Genomic DNA, 19,236 nt, shown 5'->3' on the forward strand with positions numbered 1-19,236 from the left:
TTGGCTTTATGTGGGAGCGAGCTTGCTCGCGAAAGCAATCTGTCAGCCAGCACAGATGTTGACTGTGCTGGCCTATTCGCGAGCAAGCTCGCTCCCACAGAAAAGCAGCACTACCGAAGCTCAGTGAACTATTAAAACAATCCACAGAGGTTGAATCATGGCTGTTAACACCGATCGTGCAAGCAACAAACCGTTGATCGAGAGGCGTTCGATCGACTACATCCCGGAAGCGGAAAGACACGGTCGTCTGTTTAGCCAGTTCACCCTGTGGATGGGGGCGAATCTGCAAATCACCGCGATTGTCACCGGGGCCTTGGCCGTGGTGCTGGGCGGTGATGTGTTCTGGTCGTTGATCGGTCTGTTGATCGGCCAACTGCTCGGCGGCGGGGTGATGGCGTTGCACGCTGCGCAAGGGCCGAAACTGGGTCTGCCACAGATGATTTCCAGCCGCGTGCAGTTTGGCGTTTACGGCGCGGCAATCCCGATCGTGCTGGTGTGCCTGATGTACCTGGGTTTCACCGCGACGGGCACCGTGCTTTCCGGTCAAGCGTTGGGCCAGTTGTTTAACGTCAGTGACAGCGTCGGCATCCTGATTTTTGCCAGCGTCATCGTGCTGGTGACGGTGCTCGGTTATCGGGTGATCCACTGGATCGGCCGTGTTGCCAGCGTGATTGGCGTGATCGCTTTCGTCTTCCTGTTCTGGCGCCTGATGAGCCAGACCGACGTCGGCGCACTTCTGCAAATTCGTCATTTCAGCTGGAGCAGCTTCCTCCTCGCGGTGTCGCTCGCGGCCTCCTGGCAGATCGCTTTCGGCCCCTACGTGGCTGACTATTCCCGTTACCTGCCGAGCAACACCTCGGCGGTAAAAACCTTCTTCGCCGCCGGTGCTGGTTCAGTGGTCGGCGCGCAAGTGGCGATGATCCTCGGCGTGTTCGCTGCGGCTTCGGCCAACGGCCAGTTCGCCGGTCATGAAGTTGCTTACATCGTCGGTCTGGGCGGCACCGGTGCCACCGCCGCGCTGCTGTACTTCAGCATCGCGTTCGGCAAGGTGACCATCTCGACGCTGAACTCCTACGGCAGCTTCATGTGCATCGCGACCATCATCAGTGGTTTCAAAGGCCACCTGACCGTTACGCGCATGCAGCGTCTGGTGTTTGTGCTGGTGATTGTCGGCGCAGCGACCCTGATTGCGCTGCTTGGTCAGCACTCGTTCCTCGGTGCGTTCAAGTCTTTCATCCTGTTCCTGCTCGCGTTCTTCACACCGTGGAGCGCGATCAACCTGGTGGATTACTACTGCATCACCCGCGAGCGCTATGACGTGCCGGCGCTGGCCAATCCGAACGGTCGCTACGGGCGCTGGAACCTGCTCGGCATCAGCGTCTATGTGTTCGGCGTGCTGGTGCAGTTGCCGTTCATCTCCACCAAGTTCTACACCGGCCCGCTGGTGGCGGCCCTCGGTGATGTGGACATTTCCTGGATCATCGGTCTGGTGCTGCCGGCTGCCGTCTACTACGTGTGTGCAAAAAAATGGCACAGCGCGGTACCTGATCAACTGATTCTGCCGGTCGAGCAGAACAGCGTTGTACCACCTGAAAAAAGTGGGGCCGGGCGCGCTGCGGCGCAGGCCTGATTGGACGTGGACAGGGCTGGATGCCTCTTGACTGCCGTAAGCCAATTCATGATTAGGAGCGTCGAAACAATGAAATCGAACAAGACCCTGCTCACCACACTGCTGTCCATGGGCCTGCTGGCCAGTGCCGGTGCGACCCAAGCCGCTGGCTGGTGCGAATCGGGCAAACCGGTGAAGTTCGCCGGCCTGAACTGGGAAAGCGGCATGCTGCTGACCGACGTGCTGCAAGTGGTGCTGGAAAAAGGTTACGACTGCAAGACCGACAGCCTGCCGGGCAACTCCATCACCATGGAGAACGCCCTGAGCAGCAACGATATTCAAGTGTTCGCCGAAGAGTGGGTCGGCCGCAGCGAGGTCTGGAACAAGGCCGAGAAGGCCGGCAAGGTCGTCGGTGTCGGTGCGCCGATCGTCGGCGCCGTGGAAGGTTGGTATGTGCCGCGATACGTGATCGAAGGCGACGCCAAACGCAAGCTGGAAGCCAAAGCCCCAGACCTGAAAAACATCGCCGATCTGGGCAAATACGCCGCCGTGTTCAAGGACGCCGAAGAGCCATCCAAGGGCCGTTTCTATAACTGCCCGGCCGGCTGGACCTGCGAGCTGGACAACAGCGAAATGCTCAAAAGCTACGGTCTGGAAAGCAGCTACACCAACTTCCGTCCGGGCACCGGCCCGGCGCTCGATGCGGCGGTGCTGTCGAGCTACAAGCGCGGCGAGCCGATCCTGTTCTACTACTGGTCGCCAACCCCGCTGATGGGCCAGATCGACGCGGTGAAACTGGAAGAAAAACCCGGCGTCGACAAGACCGTAAGCATCAAGGTCGGTCTGTCGAAAACCTTCCACGACGAGGCCCCGGAACTGGTCGCCGTGCTGGAAAAGGTCAACCTGCCGATCGACCTGCTGAACCAGAACCTGGGCCGCATGGCCAAGGAACGTATCGAGTCGCCAAAACTGGCGAAAATCTTCCTCAAGGAACATCCTGAGGTCTGGCATGCGTGGGTCAGTGCAGACGCAGCCAAGAAAATCGACGCGGCGCTGTAGGTCGATACCTCCCGGTCAACCGTGAGGCTGGCCGGGAGATATGCCGTAATCGCTTGATTGAGATTTCTGATTGAGAGCCGCTTATGTTTCCCGAAAGCTTTACCTTTTCCATCGCCGACTGGGTCAACGGTTGGGTCGATTCGCTGGTCACCAACTACGGTGATGTGTTCCGCCACATCTCCGACACCCTGCTCTGGGCCATCGTCAACCTCGAAGGCCTGCTGCGTGCGGCGCCGTGGTGGTTGATGCTGGCGATCGTCGGTGTCGTCGCCTGGCACGCCACGCGCAAAGTGGTGACCACGGCGGTCATCGTCGGTCTGCTGTTCCTCGTCGGCGCCGTTGGCCTGTGGGACAAGCTGATGCAGACACTGGCGCTGATGATGGTCGCGACGATCATTTCGGTGCTGATCGGCATCCCGCTGGGGATTCTCTCGGCGCGCAGCAATCGCCTGCGTTCGGTGCTGATGCCGCTGCTCGACATCATGCAGACCATGCCGAGTTTCGTGTACCTGATTCCGGTGCTGATGCTGTTCGGTCTGGGCAAGGTGCCGGCTATTTTCGCCACGGTGATTTACGCCGCGCCACCGCTGATTCGCCTGACTGATCTGGGCATTCGCCAGGTTGACGGTGAAGTGATGGAAGCCATTAACGCATTCGGCGCCAACCGCTGGCAGCAACTGTTCGGCGTGCAACTGCCACTGGCCCTGCCGAGCATCATGGCCGGGATCAACCAGACCACCATGATGGCCCTGTCGATGGTGGTGATTGCCTCGATGATCGGTGCCCGTGGCCTCGGTGAAGATGTGTTGGTGGGGATTCAGACCCTCAATGTCGGGCGTGGCCTCGAAGCCGGTCTGGCGATCGTGATTCTCGCAGTGGTCATCGACCGCATTACTCAGGCGTACGGTCGGCCACGGCATGAGGTGAGCAAATGAGCAACGCAACCGTGAGCAAGATCGAAGTCAAAAACGTCTTCAAGATTTTCGGCAACCGGGCCAAGGATGCACTGGCCATGGTCGGCCAGGGCAAGACCAAGGATCAGGTGCTGAGCGAGACCGGTTGCGTGGTCGGCGTTAACGACCTGTCGTTGAGCATCGGCACCGGCGAGATCTTCGTGATCATGGGCCTGTCCGGCTCCGGCAAATCGACGCTGGTGCGTCACTTCAACCGGCTGATCGACCCGACCAGCGGCGCGATCCTCGTCGACGGCGTGGACATCCTGCAATACGACATGGACGCCCTGCGCGAATTTCGCCGGCACAAGATCAGCATGGTGTTCCAGAGCTTCGGCCTGCTGCCGCACAAGAGCGTGCTCGACAACGTCGCCTACGGCCTGAAAGTGCGTGGCGAGAGCAAGCAAATGTGCTCGGAACGCGCGCTGCACTGGATCAACACCGTGGGGCTCAAAGGCTACGAAAACAAATATCCGCACCAGCTCTCTGGCGGCATGCGCCAGCGTGTCGGCCTGGCTCGAGCCTTGGCGGCGGACACCGACATCATCCTCATGGATGAGGCGTTCAGTGCGCTGGATCCACTGATCCGGGCGGAAATGCAGGACCAGTTGCTGGAACTGCAAAAGACCCTGCACAAGACCATCGTCTTCATCACTCACGACCTCGATGAGGCGGTGCGTATCGGCAACCGCATTGCGATTCTCAAGGATGGGAAGTTGATTCAGGTTGGTACGCCGAGAGAGATCCTGCATTCGCCGGCTGATGAGTACGTTGACCGGTTTGTGCAGCGGCGGGCGGCGGTGGTTTAACAGACTTGCGGTGAGGCTGCCGGCCCCTTCGCGAGCAGGCTCACTCCCACAGGAGACTGCATTCCAATGTGGGAGCGAGCCTGCTCGCGAAAGGGCCGGCAGAGCTGCATCAATATTACGGTTGAGGTTTTAGATGTCCCAGGCTGAAAAAATCGTTATCACAGGCAGCCCCTTGCGTTGGCAGGACGTGGTCGCCGTCGCTCGTCACGGCGCTCAACTTGAGCTGTCCAGCGACACCTGGGCGCGCATCGAAAACGCCCAAGGCATCGTCCAGCGCATCGTCGAAAGCGGCGAACGCGCCTATGGCGTCAACACCGGCCTGGGCGGTTTGTCCAACGTCTCGCTGCAAGACGAACAACTCAGCCAGTTGTCGCGCAATACCTTGCTCAGCCATGCCTGCGGCGTCGGCCCGGTACTCGCCGACGAGCAGACCCGCGCGATCATCTGCGCGGCGATTCACAACTACAGCCACGGCAAATCCGGCATCCATCGCCGGGTCGTCGAAGGCCTGCTGGCGCTGCTCAATCGCGGTATCACCCCGCAAGTGCCGTCGCAAGGTTCGGTGGGTTATCTGACGCACATGGCGCACATCGGCATCGCGTTGCTCGGCGTCGGTAATGTCAGCTATCGCGGCCAGATCACCTCGGCGCAACAGGCATTGGCAGAAGAAGGCTTGAAACCGGTGCAGCTGGGTGCAAAGGACGGTTTGTGCCTGGTCAACGGCACGCCGTGCATGACCGGCCTCAGTTGCCTGGCGATTGCCGATGCGACGCGGCTGCTGCAGTGGGCCGACGTCATCGGCGCCATGAGTTTCGAAGCCCAGCGCGGCCAGATCGATGCGTTCGATGCTGAGATCATCGCACTGAAACCGCACCCGGGCATGCAGCAAGTGGGGATCAATTTGCGTGCGTTGCTCGATGGCAGTGAAGTGATTGCGTCGAGCAAAGGCATTCGCACTCAGGATGCGCTGAGTATCCGTTCGATTCCGCAGGTGCACGGCGCTGCACGCGATCAATTGGAACATGCGATCAGACAGGTCGAAGCCGAACTCAACGGCTGCACCGACAACCCGCTGTTGCTCGGCACACCGGACAATTTCCGGGTGATGTCGCAAGCCAACCCGCACGGTCAGTCGGTGGCAATGGCAGCCGATCTGCTGGCGATTGCCATGGCCGAAATCGGCTCGATTGCCGAGCGTCGCCTCGACCGTTTGGTGAACCCGCACGTCAGCGGTCTGCCGGCGTTTCTGGTGGCCAATCCGGGGGTGAACTCCGGGATGATGATCGTCCAATACGTCGCCGCATCGCTGTGTGCGGAAAACCGCCAATTGGCGCAACCGGCGGTGCTCGATAACTACATCACTTCGGGCCTGCAGGAAGATCACTTGAGCATGGGCACCAACGCCGTGCTGAAGCTGCATCGTGCGCTGGAAAACTGCACGCAGATTCTCGCCATTGAGTACCTGCTGGCGGCGCAGGCGTTTGAATTCCTCAAGGAACAGCGCTTTGGCGTGGGCACCGATATCGCTTGGCGACTGCTGCGCGAAAAAGTCCCGGCTTACGATCAGGATCGCTGGCTGGCGCCGGACATCGCTGCCGCTGCGAGCGTGTTGAAAAACACGAATTTGCCGCACAACGTTTTACCGAATTTGCACTGACCAATACCCACGCCAGCGTGCCAAGGCGCGACTCCCCAAAAGGCGAGACGCGACGGACAACGGATATCTCCGGAGCGTCTGGCGAGTTAATAACAAACTCTCAAAAGGAGCACAAAATGACTGCGCTGAACCTGATTCCCGGCCAACTGAGCCTGGCCCAACTGCGTGACGTCTACCAGAACCCGGTCAAGCTGACTCTCGATAACAGCGCATCGCAGCAGATCGAAGCCAGTGTTGCCTGCGTCGAGCAGATCCTCGCCGAGAATCGCACCGCCTACGGCATCAACACCGGTTTCGGCCTGCTGGCCTCGACCCGCATTGCCAGCGAAGACCTCGAGAACCTGCAGCGCTCGCTGGTGTTGTCCCACGCTGCGGGTGTCGGTCAGCCGATCAGCGATGAGCTGGTGCGGCTGATCATGGTGCTCAAGGTCAACAGTCTCAGCCGTGGTTTCTCCGGCATTCGCCGAGTGGTGATCGATGCGCTGATCGCGCTGATCAACGCCGAGGTTTATCCGCACATTCCGTTGAAAGGTTCGGTAGGTGCTTCGGGCGATCTGGCGCCGTTGGCGCACATGTCGCTGGTGCTGCTCGGTGAGGGCAAGGCGCGCTATAAGGGCGAGTGGATGGAAGCCACCGAAGCGCTGAAAGTTGCTGGCCTGACCCCGCTGACACTGGCCGCGAAAGAAGGCCTGGCGCTGCTCAACGGCACTCAGGTCTCCACCGCGTTTGCGTTGCGTGGTCTGTTTGAAGGTGAAGATTTGTTCGCTGGTGCACTGGCGCTGGGCGGTCTGACGGTTGAAGCGGTATTGGGTTCGCGTTCGCCGTTCGATGCACGCATTCACGCGGCTCGTGGCCAGAAAGGTCAGATCGACGCTGCTGCCGCTTACCGCGATCTGCTCGGTGAACGCAGTGAAGTCTCCGACTCGCACCAGAACTGCGAAAAGGTTCAGGATCCGTATTCGTTGCGCTGCCAGCCGCAAGTCATGGGCGCTTGCCTGACGCAGTTCCGTCAGGCCGCAGAGGTTTTGGCTGTTGAAGCCAACGCCGTTTCCGACAATCCGCTGGTGTTTGCTGCTGAAGGCGACGTGATTTCCGGCGGCAACTTCCACGCCGAACCGGTGGCCATGGCCGCTGACAACATGGCGCTGGCTATCGCCGAAATCGGCTCGCTGAGCGAGCGTCGTATTTCGCTGATGATGGATAAACACATGTCGCAACTGCCGCCATTCCTCGTCGCCAATGGCGGGGTGAACTCCGGCTTCATGATTGCGCAGGTGACTGCAGCCGCACTGGCCAGTGAGAACAAGGCGTTGTCGCATCCGCATTCGGTCGACAGTTTGCCGACCTCGGCTAACCAGGAAGACCATGTATCGATGGCCCCGGCGGCCGGCAAGCGTCTGTGGGAAATGGCTGAAAACACCCGTGGGATTCTCGCGGTGGAATGGCTGGCGGCGGTGCAGGGTCTGGATCTGCGTAACGGTCTGAAGACTTCGGCGAAGCTGGAACAGGCGCGGGCGATTTTGCGCAAGGAAGTGCCGTTTTATGAGAAGGATCGGTTCTTTGCGCCGGACATCAATGCGGCGACTGAACTGCTGGCTTCGCGGTGTTTGACTGAGCTGGTTTCGGCGAAGCTTTTGCCTAGCCTTTAACCCTACACACTGATCGTTCCCACGCTCTGCGTGGGAATGCCTCAAGGGACGCTCCGCGTCCAGTGACGCGGAGCGTCACGGGCTGCATTCCCACGCAGAGCGTGGGAACGATCACCAACCCCAACGGAGGCCAACAGTGAAAACCCTCTGGCAACACTGCCACGTCGCAACCATGGCGCAGGGCGTCTACTCGATCATCGAAGATGCAGCCATCGTGACGTCCGGTGCGCACATCGAGTGGATCGGCCCGCGCAATCAATTGCCGTCCGGCGAATACCCGGCGGTCAACGACTTGCAAGGCGCCTGGGTCACCCCCGGTCTGATCGACTGCCACACCCACACGGTGTTCGGTGGCAACCGCAGCGGTGAATTCGAAAAACGTCTGCAAGGTGTCAGCTACGCGGAAATCGCGGCATCCGGCGGCGGCATTGCCAGCACCGTGCGTGCGACTCGCGAAGCCACTGAAGACGAACTGTTTGCCAGCGCCGCCAAACGCCTGAAAAGCCTGATGCGTGACGGCGTGACCACGGTTGAAATGAAGTCTGGTTACGGTCTCGATCTGGCCAGCGAACGTAAGATTCTTCGGGTCATCCGGCGTCTGGCCAAGGAGTTGCCGATCAGCGTGCGCAGCACCTGCCTGGCGGCCCACGCGTTGCCGCCGGAATACAAGGATCGCGCCGACGATTACATCGATCTGATCTGCACGGAGATGCTCCCCGCGCTGGCTGCCGAAGGGCTGGTCGACGCCGTGGACGCTTTCTGCGAATACCTGGCGTTCTCGCCAGAGCAGGTCGAGCGTGTGTTCATCGCCGCACAAAAACTCGGCCTGCCGGTGAAACTGCACGCCGAGCAACTGTCGTCGCTGCACGGCTCCAGCCTCGCCGCGCGCTATAAGGCGCTGTCCGCCGATCACCTGGAATTCATGGACGAAGCCGACGCCATCGCCATGGCCGAAGCCGACACCGTCGCGGTGCTGCTGCCGGGCGCATTCTACTTCCTGCGTGAAACCCAATTGCCGCCGATGGACGCCCTGCGCAAGCACAAGGTGAAGATCGCCATTGCCAGCGATCTCAACCCCGGCACCTCGCCGGCGCTGTCGCTGCGCCTGATGCTGAACATGGCCTGCACTTGTTTGCGCATGACCCCGGAAGAAGCCCTGGCCGGCGCGACCATTCACGCCGCACAAGCGCTGGGCATGGCCGACACCCACGGTTCGCTGGAAGTCGGCAAGGTCGCGGATTTCGTTGCCTGGCACATTGATCGTCCGGCGGATCTGGCTTATTGGCTGGGTGGCGATCTGGACAAACGCGTCGTCCGTCACGGCGTCGAATCAAGTCTGTAGGAGAGCGGTTGTGGATAAGGTTCTGAATTTCAAACAAGGTCGCGTGCCGCTGCTGATCAGCATGCCGCATGCCGGTGTGCGCCTGACCCCGGCGGTGGAGGCCGGGCTGATCCCGGACGCGAAAAGCCTGCCGGACACTGACTGGCATATCCCGCAGCTTTACGACTTTGCTGAAGAACTGGGCACCAGCACCTTGGCCGCCGAGTATTCGCGTTTTGTGATTGACCTGAATCGTCCGTCCGACGACAAACCGCTGTACGCCGGCGCCACCACCGGGCTGTATCCGGCAACGCTGTTCGATGGCATCCCGTTGTTCCGCGAAGGGCACGAGCCGTCGAAAGAAGAGCGCGCAACTTACCTGGAGCAGATCTGGACGCCGTACCACCGCACGCTTCAAGAAGAACTGGCGCGATTGAAAGCCGAGTTCGGCTACGCGCTGCTGTTCGACGCGCACTCGATCCGCTCGATCATCCCGCACCTGTTCGACGGCAAACTACCGGACTTCAACCTCGGCACCTTCAACGGCGCCAGTTGTGATCCGCAATTGGCCACGCAACTTGAAGCGATCTGCGCGCGTCACGACCAATACAGCCACGTGCTCAACGGACGCTTCAAGGGCGGCCACATCACCCGTCACTACGGCAACCCGGCCGAGAACATCCACGCCGTGCAACTGGAGTTGTGCCAGAGCACCTACATGGAAGAGTTCGAACCGTTCCGCTATCGCGCCGATCTGGCCGAGCCGACGCAGGTGGTGCTCAAGGAGTTGCTGCAGGGCTATCTGGCGTGGGCAAAATCTCACTACGCCGCGTAACCCCTGTGGGAGCGAGCCTGCTCGCGAAGGCGTCCGTTCAGCCAACATCTACGTTGAATGACACACCGCATTCGCGAGCAGGCTCGCTCCCACAGGATGGCCGACAGCCTGCGAAGTTTACGGCTGACAAACGGTGACTGCTCTGGAGCATGCTCATTGACGTAAATCGGGTTTATGATGCCCAACGGCAGAATAATAGAAGTCCCCCCAGGGATGACCTCGACCCCTTACGGAGCGCGCAATGCAGACTTTGTTTCCGCAGATCAAACCTCACGCCCGGCACGATCTGGCTGTCGATGACACCCATACGCTGTACGTCGACGAAAGCGGTTCACCGGAGGGTTTGCCGGTTGTGTTCATCCATGGCGGCCCCGGCGCCGGTTGCGACGCGCAGAGCCGTCGCTATTTCGATCCGAACCTCTATCGCATTGTCACCTTCGACCAGCGTGGTTGCGGACGCTCCACGCCGCACGCCAGCCTGGAAAACAACACCACTTGGGATCTGGTCGCCGACCTTGAGCGCATCCGCAAACACCTGGGCATCGATAAATGGGTGCTGTTTGGCGGTTCGTGGGGTTCGACCCTGGCGCTGGCTTACGCACAAACCCACCCGGAACGTGTGCACGGTCTGATCCTGCGCGGGATCTTTCTCTGCCGCCCGCAGGAAATCGAATGGTTCTATCAGGCGGGGGCCAGCCGTCTGTTCCCTGATTACTGGCAGGACTACATCGCGCCAATTCCGCTGGACGAGCGCGATGACTTGCTCAGCGCTTTCCACAAACGTCTGACCGGCAACGACCAGATCGCCCAGATGCACGCGGCCAAAGCCTGGTCGACCTGGGAAGGGCGCACCGCGACCCTGCGGCCGAACCCGCTGGTGGTCGATCGTTTCTCCGAGCCGCAGCGCGCGCTGTCGATTGCGCGGATCGAGTGCCATTACTTCACCAACAATGCCTTTCTTGAGCCGAACCAGCTGATCCGCGACATGGGCAAGATCGCCCATTTGCCGGGTGTGATCATTCACGGCCGTTACGACGTGATTTGCCCGCTCGACAACGCCTGGGAATTGCACCAGGCCTGGCCGAACAGCGAACTGCAGGTGATCCGTGATGCCGGCCACGCGGCCTCTGAACCGGGCATCACCGATGCACTGGTGCGTGCGGCGGGCAACATGGCCCGACGCCTGCTCGACCTGCCGCCTGAAGAAGCATGAAGGGGCTGTTACAGCGCGTACGCGGTGCGCGGGTTGAAGTCGCCGGCGAGGTGGTTGGCGCGGTAGATCACGGTTTGCTGGTGCTGGTGGCGGTCGAACCCGACGACACGCGGACCAGCGCCGACAAACTTCTGCATAAGCTGCTTAACTATCGGGTATTCAGCGATGCGGAGGGCAAGATGAACTTGTCCCTCGCCGATGTCGGCGGTGGGTTGCTGCTGGTCTCGCAGTTCACCCTCGCGGCCGACACCAAAAGCGGGTTGCGCCCGAGCTTTTCGACGGCCGCGCCTCCAGCTTTGGGCGAGGAATTGTTCGACTATCTATTGAGCAGTGCGAAACAGGTGCATGGCACTGTGGCATCAGGTAGATTCGGCGCCGATATGCAGGTGCATTTGGTCAACGATGGCCCGGTTACCTTTTTGTTACAGACCTGAAAGCGCTTGAAACACCTTTTTAGGAAATTTCGACTGTTTTTAGGGTGTTTTCGCGATAAATACTTTGTTACCCCTGATGCGTTGTCATGCGGGCTACTAGATAATCGCGCGCACTGGGATCAGCGTTCGCTGATTCATTTTTGACTTAGGTAGAGACTTGTCTGGATCCGATTGGGGAATCATTTTGCCCCAGCGGAGTCGGAACAATGCTCGCCAACCTGGCATATAGATAGCTGGCCGTTGGTTTATTGATCTGTTTTCGGCGAGGGTTGCTCGTGATTGTTAGTCCCTGTAATGCAGCAAAAATGTCTGCCAAACGCATGCGAAGTGCCCTGGTAGCGGGTTCGGCGCTCCTGTGCCTGCTCAGCGCCGGTCAGCTTTGGGCGTTCAATCTTGACGATGTATCGGCCAAGGCCAAAGAGCTGGCCGGGCAGAAGTTCGAGGCCCCGCGCAGCAACCTGCCGAACGAATTCCGCGACATGAAGTTCGCGGACTATCAGAAAATCCGCTTCCTCACCGAAAAGGCTGAGTGGGCTGATCAGAAGACCCCGTTCAAACTGTCCTTCTATCACCAGGGTATGCATTTCGATACACCGGTGAAAATCAACGAAATCACAGCGAACACCGTCGAAGAGATCAAATACGATCCGACCCGCTTTGATTTCGGCGACCTGAAATTCGATCCGAAAGCCACTGAACAACTGGGTTATGCCGGTTTCCGTGTGCTGTACCCGATCAACAAGGCCGACAAGCAAGACGAAATCATGACCATGCTCGGCGCGAGTTACTTCCGCGTTGTCGGCAAGGGCCACACCTACGGCCTCTCGGCCCGTGGCCTGGCGATTGATACCGCGCTGCCGTCGGGTGAAGAGTTCCCGCGTTTTCGCGAGTTCTGGATTCAGCAGCCGAAGCCGGGCGACAAGCACCTGGTGATCTTCGCCCTGCTGGATTCGCCGCGCGCTACCGGTGCCTACCGTCTGATCCTGCGTCCGGGCAGCGACACCATTGTCGACGTCAAGGCGCAGATGTTCCTGCGTGACAAGGTCGGCAAACTGGGTATCGCACCGCTGACCAGCATGTTCCTGTTCGGTGCCAACCAGCCGTCGAAAGTCCTCAACTACCGTCGTGAACTGCACGACTCCAGCGGTCTGTCGATCCATGCCGGCAACGGCGAGTGGATCTGGCGTCCGTTGAACAACCCGAAACATCTGGCCGTGAGCAACTTCAGCGTCGAGAACCCGCGTGGTTTCGGTCTGCTGCAGCGTGGCCGCGACTTCAGTCACTACGAAGACCTCGACGATCGCTACGACAAGCGCCCAAGCGCCTGGATCGAGCCGAAGGGCGAGTGGGGCAAAGGCACCGTTGATCTGGTAGAAATTCCGACCGCCGACGAAACCAACGACAACATCGTTGCGTTCTGGAGCCCGGAAAAAATGCCGGAGCCGGGTCAGCCGCTGGACTTCGCCTACCGCATGCACTGGACCATGGACGAAGCGGCGATTCATGCGCCGGACAGCGCCTGGGTTTCGCAGACTCTGCGTTCGACCGGTGACGTCAAGCAATCGAACCTGATCCGTCAGCCGGATGGCAGCGTTGCCTACCTGGTCGACTTCGAAGGTCCGTCGCTGGCTGCACTGACTCCGGATGCTGACGTACGCAGTCAGGTCAGCGTCGGCGACAACGCCGAGCTGGTCGAGAACAGCGTGCGCTACAACCCGGAAACCAAGGGCTGGCGTTTGACCTTGCGCATGAAGATCAAGGACGCGAGCAAGTCGACCGAGATGCGTGCCGCCCTGGTTCAGCCAGTCGTGACTGCTGATCTGGCGAAATCGGTGCCGGCGTCCAACTCGTCCGTCGCCAAGGCCGACAAGGTTGCCGCCAAGCAACAAGAGAAACTCGACAAGGAAGCCAAGGCCGCCGAGGCCAAACAGGCCGACGCCAAGCCAGCTGCAGATGCCAAGGACAAGGCTAATAAAGACGCCAAGCAGCCAGCCGCTGCGGACGCGGCCCCAGCCACACCGGAATCGGCACCGACTGAAGAAGTCCTGACCGAGACCTGGAGCTATCAGTTGCCTGCCGATGAGTAACTCTCAAGTACAGCCAGAGACTCTGTCCGAGTATCTGGCGCATCTGCCGATGACCGACGAGCAGCGCGCGGAACTCGCGGGCTGCCAGTCGTTCAGCGAGCTGCATGAACGCCTGTCGTCTTCAACGTTCGACGCACCTGCCGAGGCCGCCCAGGCTTCGGTGGGCAAGCGCCTGATCCTCAGCACCGCCGAAGAGCTTGAAGACGCGGAGATGCTGGTGCTCGACGCCAGCGGTCGCGTCAGCATGAAGGCAACGCCGCCGATCCGTCGGACCAAGGTCGTGCCGGAGCCGTGGCGCACCAATATTCTGGTGCGTGGCTGGCGCCGTATGACCGGTCGCACCAATCCGCCGCAGCCGCCAAAGGACGAAAACGTCCTGCCGGCCGCGCGCTGGCGCACCGTCGGTTCGATCCGTCGCTACATTCTGTTGCTGCTGATGCTTGGCCAGACCATCGTCGCCGGCTGGTACATGAAAGGCATCATGCCGTACCAGGGCTGGTCGTTCGTCGACCTCGAAGAAGTCCTGCACCAGCCGCTGCTGCAAACCGCTACGCAAGTGCTGCCGTATGCGCTGCAAACCAGCATCCTGATTCTGTTCGGGATTCTGTTCTGCTGGGTATCGGCGGGTTTCTGGACCGCGTTGATGGGCTTCCTCGAGTTGCTCACCGGTCACGATAAATATCGTATCTCCGGCAAAAGCGCCGGTAACGAGCCGATTGCCAAAGACGCGCGTACCGCGCTGGTCATGCCGATCTGCAACGAAGACGTGCCGCGTGTGTTCGCCGGTTTGCGGGCGACGTTCGAGTCGGTCGCTGCCACCGGTGATCTGGACCGCTTCGACTTCTTCGTTCTCAGCGACAGTAACGACACCGACATCTGTGTCGCCGAGCAACAGGCCTGGCTGGATGTCTGCCGCGAAGCCAAAGGCTTCGGCAAGATCTTCTATCGCCGTCGTCGCCGTCGTGTGAAACGCAAGAGCGGCAACCTTGACGACTTCTGCCGTCGCTGGGGCGGTGACTATAAGTACATGGTCGTGCTCGACGCTGACTCGGTGATGAGCGGCGAGTGCCTGACCAGTCTGGTGCGCTTGATGGAAGCCACGCCGGACGCCGGGATCATCCAGACCGCGCCGCGTGCGTCGGGCATGGACACCCTGTATGCGCGCATGCAGCAGTTCGCCACCCGCGTTTACGGCCCGCTGTTTACCGCCGGTCTGCACTTCTGGCAGTTGGGTGAATCCCATTACTGGGGTCACAACGCGATCATCCGCATGAAGCCGTTTATCGACCACTGCGCCCTGGCGCCGTTGCCGGGTAAAGGTGCGTTCTCCGGTGCGATCCTGTCTCACGACTTTGTTGAGGCCGCGCTGATGCGCCGTGCCGGTTGGGGCGTGTGGATTGCCTACGACCTGCCGGGCAGCTACGAAGAACTGCCGCCAAACCTGCTCGACGAACTCAAGCGTGACCGTCGCTGGTGCCACGGTAACCTGATGAACTTCCGGCTGTTCCTGGTTAAAGGCATGCACCCGGTGCACCGTGCGGTGTTCCTGACGGGCGTAATGTCGTACCTGTCGGCGCCGTTGTGGTTCTTCTTTCTGGTGTTGTCGACCGCGCTGTTGGCGGTGAACACGCTGATGGAGCCGCAGTACTTCCTCGAACCGCGACAGCTCTATCCGCTGTGGCCACAATGGCACCCGGACAAGGCGATCGCGCTGTTCTCGACGACCATCGTGCTGCTGTTCCTGCCGAAACTGTTGAGCATCATTCTGATCTGGGCCAAGGGCGCGAAAGAGTTCGGCGGCAAGTTCAAGGTGACCTTGTCGATGCTGCTGGAGATGCTGTTCTCCATGCTGCTGGCGCCGGTGCGGATGATTTTCCACACCCGTTTCGTCCTCGCCGCGTTCCTCGGCTGGGCCGCGACCTGGAATTCGCCGCAACGTGACGACGACTCGACGCCTTGGAGCGAAGCGGTCAAACGCCACGGTCCGCAGACCCTGCTGGGTTTCTGCTGGGCGCTGCTGGTGATCTGGCTGAACCCGAGCTTTCTCTGGTGGCTGGTGCCGATCGTCGGTTCGCTGATGCTGTCGATCCCGGTGTCGGTGATCTCCAGCCGTGTCGGTCTGGGCCTGAAGTCTCGTGACGAGAGCCTGTTCCTCATCCCTGAGGAATACAATCCGCCGCAGGCGCTGCTGGCAACCGACCAGTACACCCACGAAAACCGTTACCACGCCCTCAACGACGGCTTCGTCCGCGCGGTGGTCGATCCTCAGCAGAACGCTTTGGCGTGCTCGCTGGCGACTTCCCGTCATGGTCAGGCCGAGCCGATCGAGTGGTTGCGTCAGGAGCGTGTGCGCCACGCGATCAAGGTTGGCCCAGCCGGGCTGAACAACCATGATCGCCTGCAATTGCTTAGCGACCCTGTGGCGCTGGCGCGTCTGCATGAGCAGGTCTGGGCCGAAGGTCATGCCGAGTGGCTGGATGCGTGGCGCGCTTCGGTGAAGGCCGATCCGCATGCGCCGTTGCTGCCGTTGCAACCGGTTAGCCAGCAGGCTCAGCCGGCCTGATGAAAAAACCCCGCTGATTCAGCGGGGTTTTTTTATGGCCGCCGAAATCCCCTCACCCCAGCCCTCTCCCAGAGGGAGAGGGGGCCGACCGAGGTGTCTGGCGCTATCCGTCGACCTGAAGCATCGAGTCGATTATGGATTCGGCAAATCCGATTCAGGTCGGCGTACCTCTGAAGCATCCCCCGATCGGCCCCCTCTCCCTCGGGGAGAGGGCTGGGGTGAGGGGGTAGCTCTTGATTGTTAAACAAATCGTCCATTAAACCTTGTGCAAAAAAACGAGTGCGTTAGCATCCGTCCCCGAATTGGCGCACCCGGGCTTTTTTGCCCGTCACTGTTGGTTTTCGCGCCGCAAACGCAATGGTTTTGGGGACTTGAAGATGAAGAAGTATCTGTCGATGCTGCTGGTCGGCGTCACGGCACTGGTTGCAGTCAATGCGGCGCAGGCTGGCGCAATCGATGACGCGGTCAAGCGCGGCACGTTGAAAGTCGGCATGGATCCGACCTACATGCCGTTCGAAATGACCAACAAGCGCGGCGAAATCATCGGTTTCGAAGTCGACATCCTCAAAGCCATGTCCAAGGCCATGGGCGTCAAGCTGGAACTGGTTTCCACCGGTTACGACGGCATCATCCCGGCGCTGATGACCGACAAGTTCGACATGATCGGCAGCGGCATGACCCTGACTCAGGAACGCAACCTGCGCCTGAACTTCAGCGAACCGTTCATCGTTGTAGGCCAGACCCTGCTGATCCGCAAGGAGCTGGAAGGCACCATCAAGTCGTACAAAGACCTGAACAGCGCCGACTACCGCATCACCTCCAAGCTTGGCACCACCGGTGAAATGGTCGCCAAGAAGCTCATCTCCAAAGCCAAGTACCACGGCTACGACAACGAGCAGGAAGCCGTGCTCGACGTGGTCAACGGCAAGGCTGACGCCTTCATCTACGACGCGCCGTACAACGTCGTTGCGGTGACCAAGGTCGGCGCCGGCAAACTGGTGTTCCTCGACAAGCCATTCACCTACGAGCCTTTGGCCTTCGGTCTGAGGAAGGGCGATTACGACAGCCTCAACTTCATCAACAACTTCCTGCACCAGATCCACGAAGACGGCACCTACGATCGTATCCATGACAAGTGGTTCAAGAGCACCGAGTGGCTCAAGGACATGGAATAAGCCCGGTCAGATAGACCGAGTCGCCCCATTCGCGAGCAAGCTCGCTCCCACAGAGGAATGCATTCCAATGTGGGAGCGAGCTTGCTCGCGAAGGGGCCCTCCAGAGCAACACAAAATCCGGAACCTGCAATGAAACAGAAAAAAGCCCAATGGCCCTGGCACGTCCTCACCGTGCTGGTGCTGGTCGGCCTCACGGGCGCGTTGTATTACGCGACGTCGCTGATGTCCTACGAATGGCGCTGGAATCGCGTGCCGCAGTACTTCGCCTATCAGGCCGAGGAAACCCAGCGTGCCACCGACATTTCCACCGTCACCGAACTGGTGCGCAAGGGCAGCAGCGCGCAAGTCACCCTGCGCAACGACGCCGGTGATGAGCAGCACCTGACCGTCGACGAGAACAGCCTGCAATTCGCTCAGGGCGATGATGTCGCCGAAGGTGACGTCGTGGGCGTGACTCGGCATTGGGCGGCAGGCCCGCTGTTGTGGGGGCTGTGGACCACGCTTTGGCTGTCAGTGGTTTCCGGTGTCCTGGGTTTGCTGATCGGTCTGGTCACCGGCCTCTGCCGACTGTCGAACAACCCGACCCTGCGCGACCTCTCGACGATCTACGTCGAATTGGTGCGCGGTACGCCGTTGCTGGTGCAGATCTTCATTTTCTACTTCTTCATCGGCACGGTGATGAACCTGTCCCGCGAGTTCGCCGGGATCGCCGCGCTGTCGCTGTTCACTGGCGCCTACGTGGCGGAGATCATCCGCTCCGGCGTGCAATCGATTGCCCGTGGCCAGAACGAAGCGGCGCGCTCGCTCGGTCTGAGTGCCGGTCAATCGATGCGTCACGTGGTGTTGCCGCAAGCGTTCAAACGCGTGCTGCCACCGCTGGCCGGGCAATTCATCAGTCTGGTCAAGGACACCTCGCTGGTGTCGGTGATCGCCATCACCGAACTGCTAAAAAGCGGCCGTGAGGTCATCACCACCTCGTTCTCGCCGTTCGAGATTCTATTCTGCGTCGCCGGTCTGTACCTGTTGATCAACCTGCCGCTGTCGAAAATCGCCAGCCGGCTTGAGCGGAGGCTCGCGCAAAGTGATTGAAGTCCGCGATCTGGTAAAAGTCTTCGACACCCGTGGGCAAGTAGTGCGCGCGGTGGATAACGTCAGCACCACGGTCGCCAAAGGCGAAGTGCTGGTGGTGATCGGCCCGTCGGGTTCCGGCAAGTCGACCTTCCTGCGCTGCCTCAATGGCCTGGAAGAATTCGATTCCGGCTCGGTGAGCATCGACGGCCTGCAACTGGCCGATCCGAAAACCGACGTCAACGCCTACCGCCGTGAAGTCGGCATGGTGTTCCAGCATTTCAACCTGTTCCCGCACATGACGGTGCTGGAAAACCTCTGTCTGGCGCAGAAAGTCGTGCGCAAGCGCGGCAAGCAAGAGCGCGAAGCCAAGGCGATGGAGTTGCTGCAAAAGGTCGGGATTGCGCAGAAGGCCAACGAATTTCCGTCACGCCTGTCCGGTGGTCAGCAACAGCGCGTGGCGATTGCCCGGGCGCTGGCGATGGAGCCGAAGGTCATGCTGTTCGATGAGCCGACCTCGGCGCTCGACCCGGAAATGGTCGGCGAGGTGCTGGACGTGATGAAGAACCTGGCCGTGGAAGGCATGACCATGGTCTGCGTGACCCACGAAATGGGCTTTGCCCGGGAAGTGGCGGATCGGGTGTTGTTTTTCGATCACGGCAAGTTGCTGGAAGATGCCGCGCCGGCGGAGTTCTTCGATGCACCGAAGGATCCGCGCGCGCAGGCCTTCTTGCGTCAGGTTCTGTAATTTCAGCGCCAGGCTCGCTCCCACAGTGAATGGGTCGAATACAACCTTTGTGATCG

The 19,236-nt window shown here is 60.3% G+C and carries 15 protein-coding genes; all 15 read left to right on the forward strand.

Translation table 11 applies throughout. The features are described 5' to 3' along the window. Positions 1-157 precede the first annotated feature (157 nt). The 15 genes from AB4O11_RS10350 (at position 158) to AB4O11_RS10420 (ending at position 19,180) form a co-directional block, all read left to right on the forward strand. Positions 158-1,630, forward strand: coding sequence for a purine-cytosine permease family protein (locus AB4O11_RS10350; protein WP_257356851.1), 1,473 nt, complete (start codon positions 158-160; stop codon positions 1,628-1,630). Positions 1,631-1,699: 69 nt separating this feature from the next. Beyond that, a complete protein-coding gene (locus tag AB4O11_RS10355; RefSeq protein WP_093430054.1) occupies positions 1,700-2,668 on the forward strand; it encodes an ABC transporter substrate-binding protein in 969 nt (322 codons plus the stop codon). Between the two features lie 83 nt (positions 2,669-2,751). Further along, a complete protein-coding gene (locus AB4O11_RS10360) occupies positions 2,752-3,603 on the forward strand; it encodes an ABC transporter permease (protein WP_007949591.1) in 852 nt (283 codons plus the stop codon). Then, positions 3,600-4,430: a quaternary amine ABC transporter ATP-binding protein gene (locus AB4O11_RS10365; protein ID WP_093430055.1), complete on the forward strand. Its 831-nt coding sequence runs from the start codon at positions 3,600-3,602 to the stop codon at positions 4,428-4,430. The genes AB4O11_RS10360 and AB4O11_RS10365 overlap by 4 nt, the downstream gene beginning before the upstream one ends. A 133-nt stretch (positions 4,431-4,563) precedes the next feature. After that, positions 4,564-6,087, forward strand: coding sequence for an HAL/PAL/TAL family ammonia-lyase (locus AB4O11_RS10370; RefSeq protein WP_460130594.1), 1,524 nt, complete (start codon positions 4,564-4,566; stop codon positions 6,085-6,087). A gap of 116 nt (positions 6,088-6,203) precedes the next feature. Then, positions 6,204-7,736: a histidine ammonia-lyase gene (hutH, locus tag AB4O11_RS10375; protein ID WP_137218594.1), complete on the forward strand. Its 1,533-nt coding sequence runs from the start codon at positions 6,204-6,206 to the stop codon at positions 7,734-7,736. A 136-nt stretch (positions 7,737-7,872) separates the two neighbouring features. Beyond that, positions 7,873-9,078: an imidazolonepropionase gene (hutI, locus tag AB4O11_RS10380; protein WP_186621342.1), complete on the forward strand. Its 1,206-nt coding sequence runs from the start codon at positions 7,873-7,875 to the stop codon at positions 9,076-9,078. 10 nt (positions 9,079-9,088) lie between these two features. Next, positions 9,089-9,892, forward strand: a complete 804-nt coding sequence (gene hutG / locus AB4O11_RS10385; protein ID WP_460130595.1) for an N-formylglutamate deformylase — start codon at positions 9,089-9,091, stop codon at positions 9,890-9,892. 241 nt (positions 9,893-10,133) lie between these two features. Beyond that, the gene (gene pip / locus AB4O11_RS10390; RefSeq protein ID WP_008080611.1) at positions 10,134-11,105 is read left to right on the forward strand and encodes a prolyl aminopeptidase; all 972 of its coding nucleotides are present in this window, start codon (positions 10,134-10,136) and stop codon (positions 11,103-11,105) included. Next, positions 11,102-11,539, forward strand: a complete 438-nt coding sequence (gene dtd / locus AB4O11_RS10395; protein ID WP_007909321.1) for a D-aminoacyl-tRNA deacylase — start codon at positions 11,102-11,104, stop codon at positions 11,537-11,539. The genes pip and dtd overlap by 4 nt, the downstream gene beginning before the upstream one ends. A 305-nt stretch (positions 11,540-11,844) precedes the next feature. Beyond that, on the forward strand, positions 11,845-13,626 hold the full coding sequence (locus AB4O11_RS10400) for a glucan biosynthesis protein G (protein ID WP_175559550.1): 1,782 nt from the start codon (positions 11,845-11,847) through the stop codon (positions 13,624-13,626). Further along, positions 13,619-16,189 (forward strand): glucans biosynthesis glucosyltransferase MdoH, encoded by a 2,571-nt coding sequence (gene mdoH / locus AB4O11_RS10405; protein WP_460130596.1) that lies wholly within the window; start codon positions 13,619-13,621, stop codon positions 16,187-16,189. The genes AB4O11_RS10400 and mdoH overlap by 8 nt, the downstream gene beginning before the upstream one ends. A 377-nt stretch (positions 16,190-16,566) precedes the next feature. After that, complete coding sequence (locus AB4O11_RS10410) at positions 16,567-17,364, forward strand: transporter substrate-binding domain-containing protein (protein WP_460130597.1); 798 nt, start codon at positions 16,567-16,569, stop codon at positions 17,362-17,364. 129 nt (positions 17,365-17,493) lie between these two features. Further along, the gene (locus tag AB4O11_RS10415; protein WP_460130598.1) at positions 17,494-18,453 is read left to right on the forward strand and encodes an amino acid ABC transporter permease; all 960 of its coding nucleotides are present in this window, start codon (positions 17,494-17,496) and stop codon (positions 18,451-18,453) included. Next, positions 18,446-19,180, forward strand: coding sequence for an amino acid ABC transporter ATP-binding protein (locus AB4O11_RS10420; protein ID WP_093430062.1), 735 nt, complete (start codon positions 18,446-18,448; stop codon positions 19,178-19,180). The genes AB4O11_RS10415 and AB4O11_RS10420 overlap by 8 nt, the downstream gene beginning before the upstream one ends. Positions 19,181-19,236: the final 56 nt, after the last annotated feature.

Source organism: Pseudomonas sp. H1_D05, from assembly GCF_054682705.1.

Bases quoted from the DNA above. Each gene is read 5' to 3' on its own strand.
- AB4O11_RS10400 (WP_175559550.1), top strand. From the start codon at position 11,845: ATGTCTGCCAAACGCATGCGAAGTGCCCTGGTAGCGGGTTCGGCGCTC.
- AB4O11_RS10370 (WP_460130594.1), top strand. From the start codon at position 4,564: ATGTCCCAGGCTGAAAAAATCGTTATCACAGGCAGCCCCTTGCGTTGG.
- AB4O11_RS10365 (WP_093430055.1), top strand. From the start codon at position 3,600: ATGAGCAACGCAACCGTGAGCAAGATCGAAGTCAAAAACGTCTTCAAG.
- hutH (WP_137218594.1), top strand. From the start codon at position 6,204: ATGACTGCGCTGAACCTGATTCCCGGCCAACTGAGCCTGGCCCAACTG.
- AB4O11_RS10350 (WP_257356851.1), top strand. From the start codon at position 158: ATGGCTGTTAACACCGATCGTGCAAGCAACAAACCGTTGATCGAGAGG.
- AB4O11_RS10415 (WP_460130598.1), top strand. From the start codon at position 17,494: ATGAAACAGAAAAAAGCCCAATGGCCCTGGCACGTCCTCACCGTGCTG.
- AB4O11_RS10410 (WP_460130597.1), top strand. From the start codon at position 16,567: ATGAAGAAGTATCTGTCGATGCTGCTGGTCGGCGTCACGGCACTGGTT.
- mdoH (WP_460130596.1), top strand. From the start codon at position 13,619: ATGAGTAACTCTCAAGTACAGCCAGAGACTCTGTCCGAGTATCTGGCG.
- dtd (WP_007909321.1), top strand. From the start codon at position 11,102: ATGAAGGGGCTGTTACAGCGCGTACGCGGTGCGCGGGTTGAAGTCGCC.
- AB4O11_RS10360 (WP_007949591.1), top strand. From the start codon at position 2,752: ATGTTTCCCGAAAGCTTTACCTTTTCCATCGCCGACTGGGTCAACGGT.
- pip (WP_008080611.1), top strand. From the start codon at position 10,134: ATGCAGACTTTGTTTCCGCAGATCAAACCTCACGCCCGGCACGATCTG.
- AB4O11_RS10355 (WP_093430054.1), top strand. From the start codon at position 1,700: ATGAAATCGAACAAGACCCTGCTCACCACACTGCTGTCCATGGGCCTG.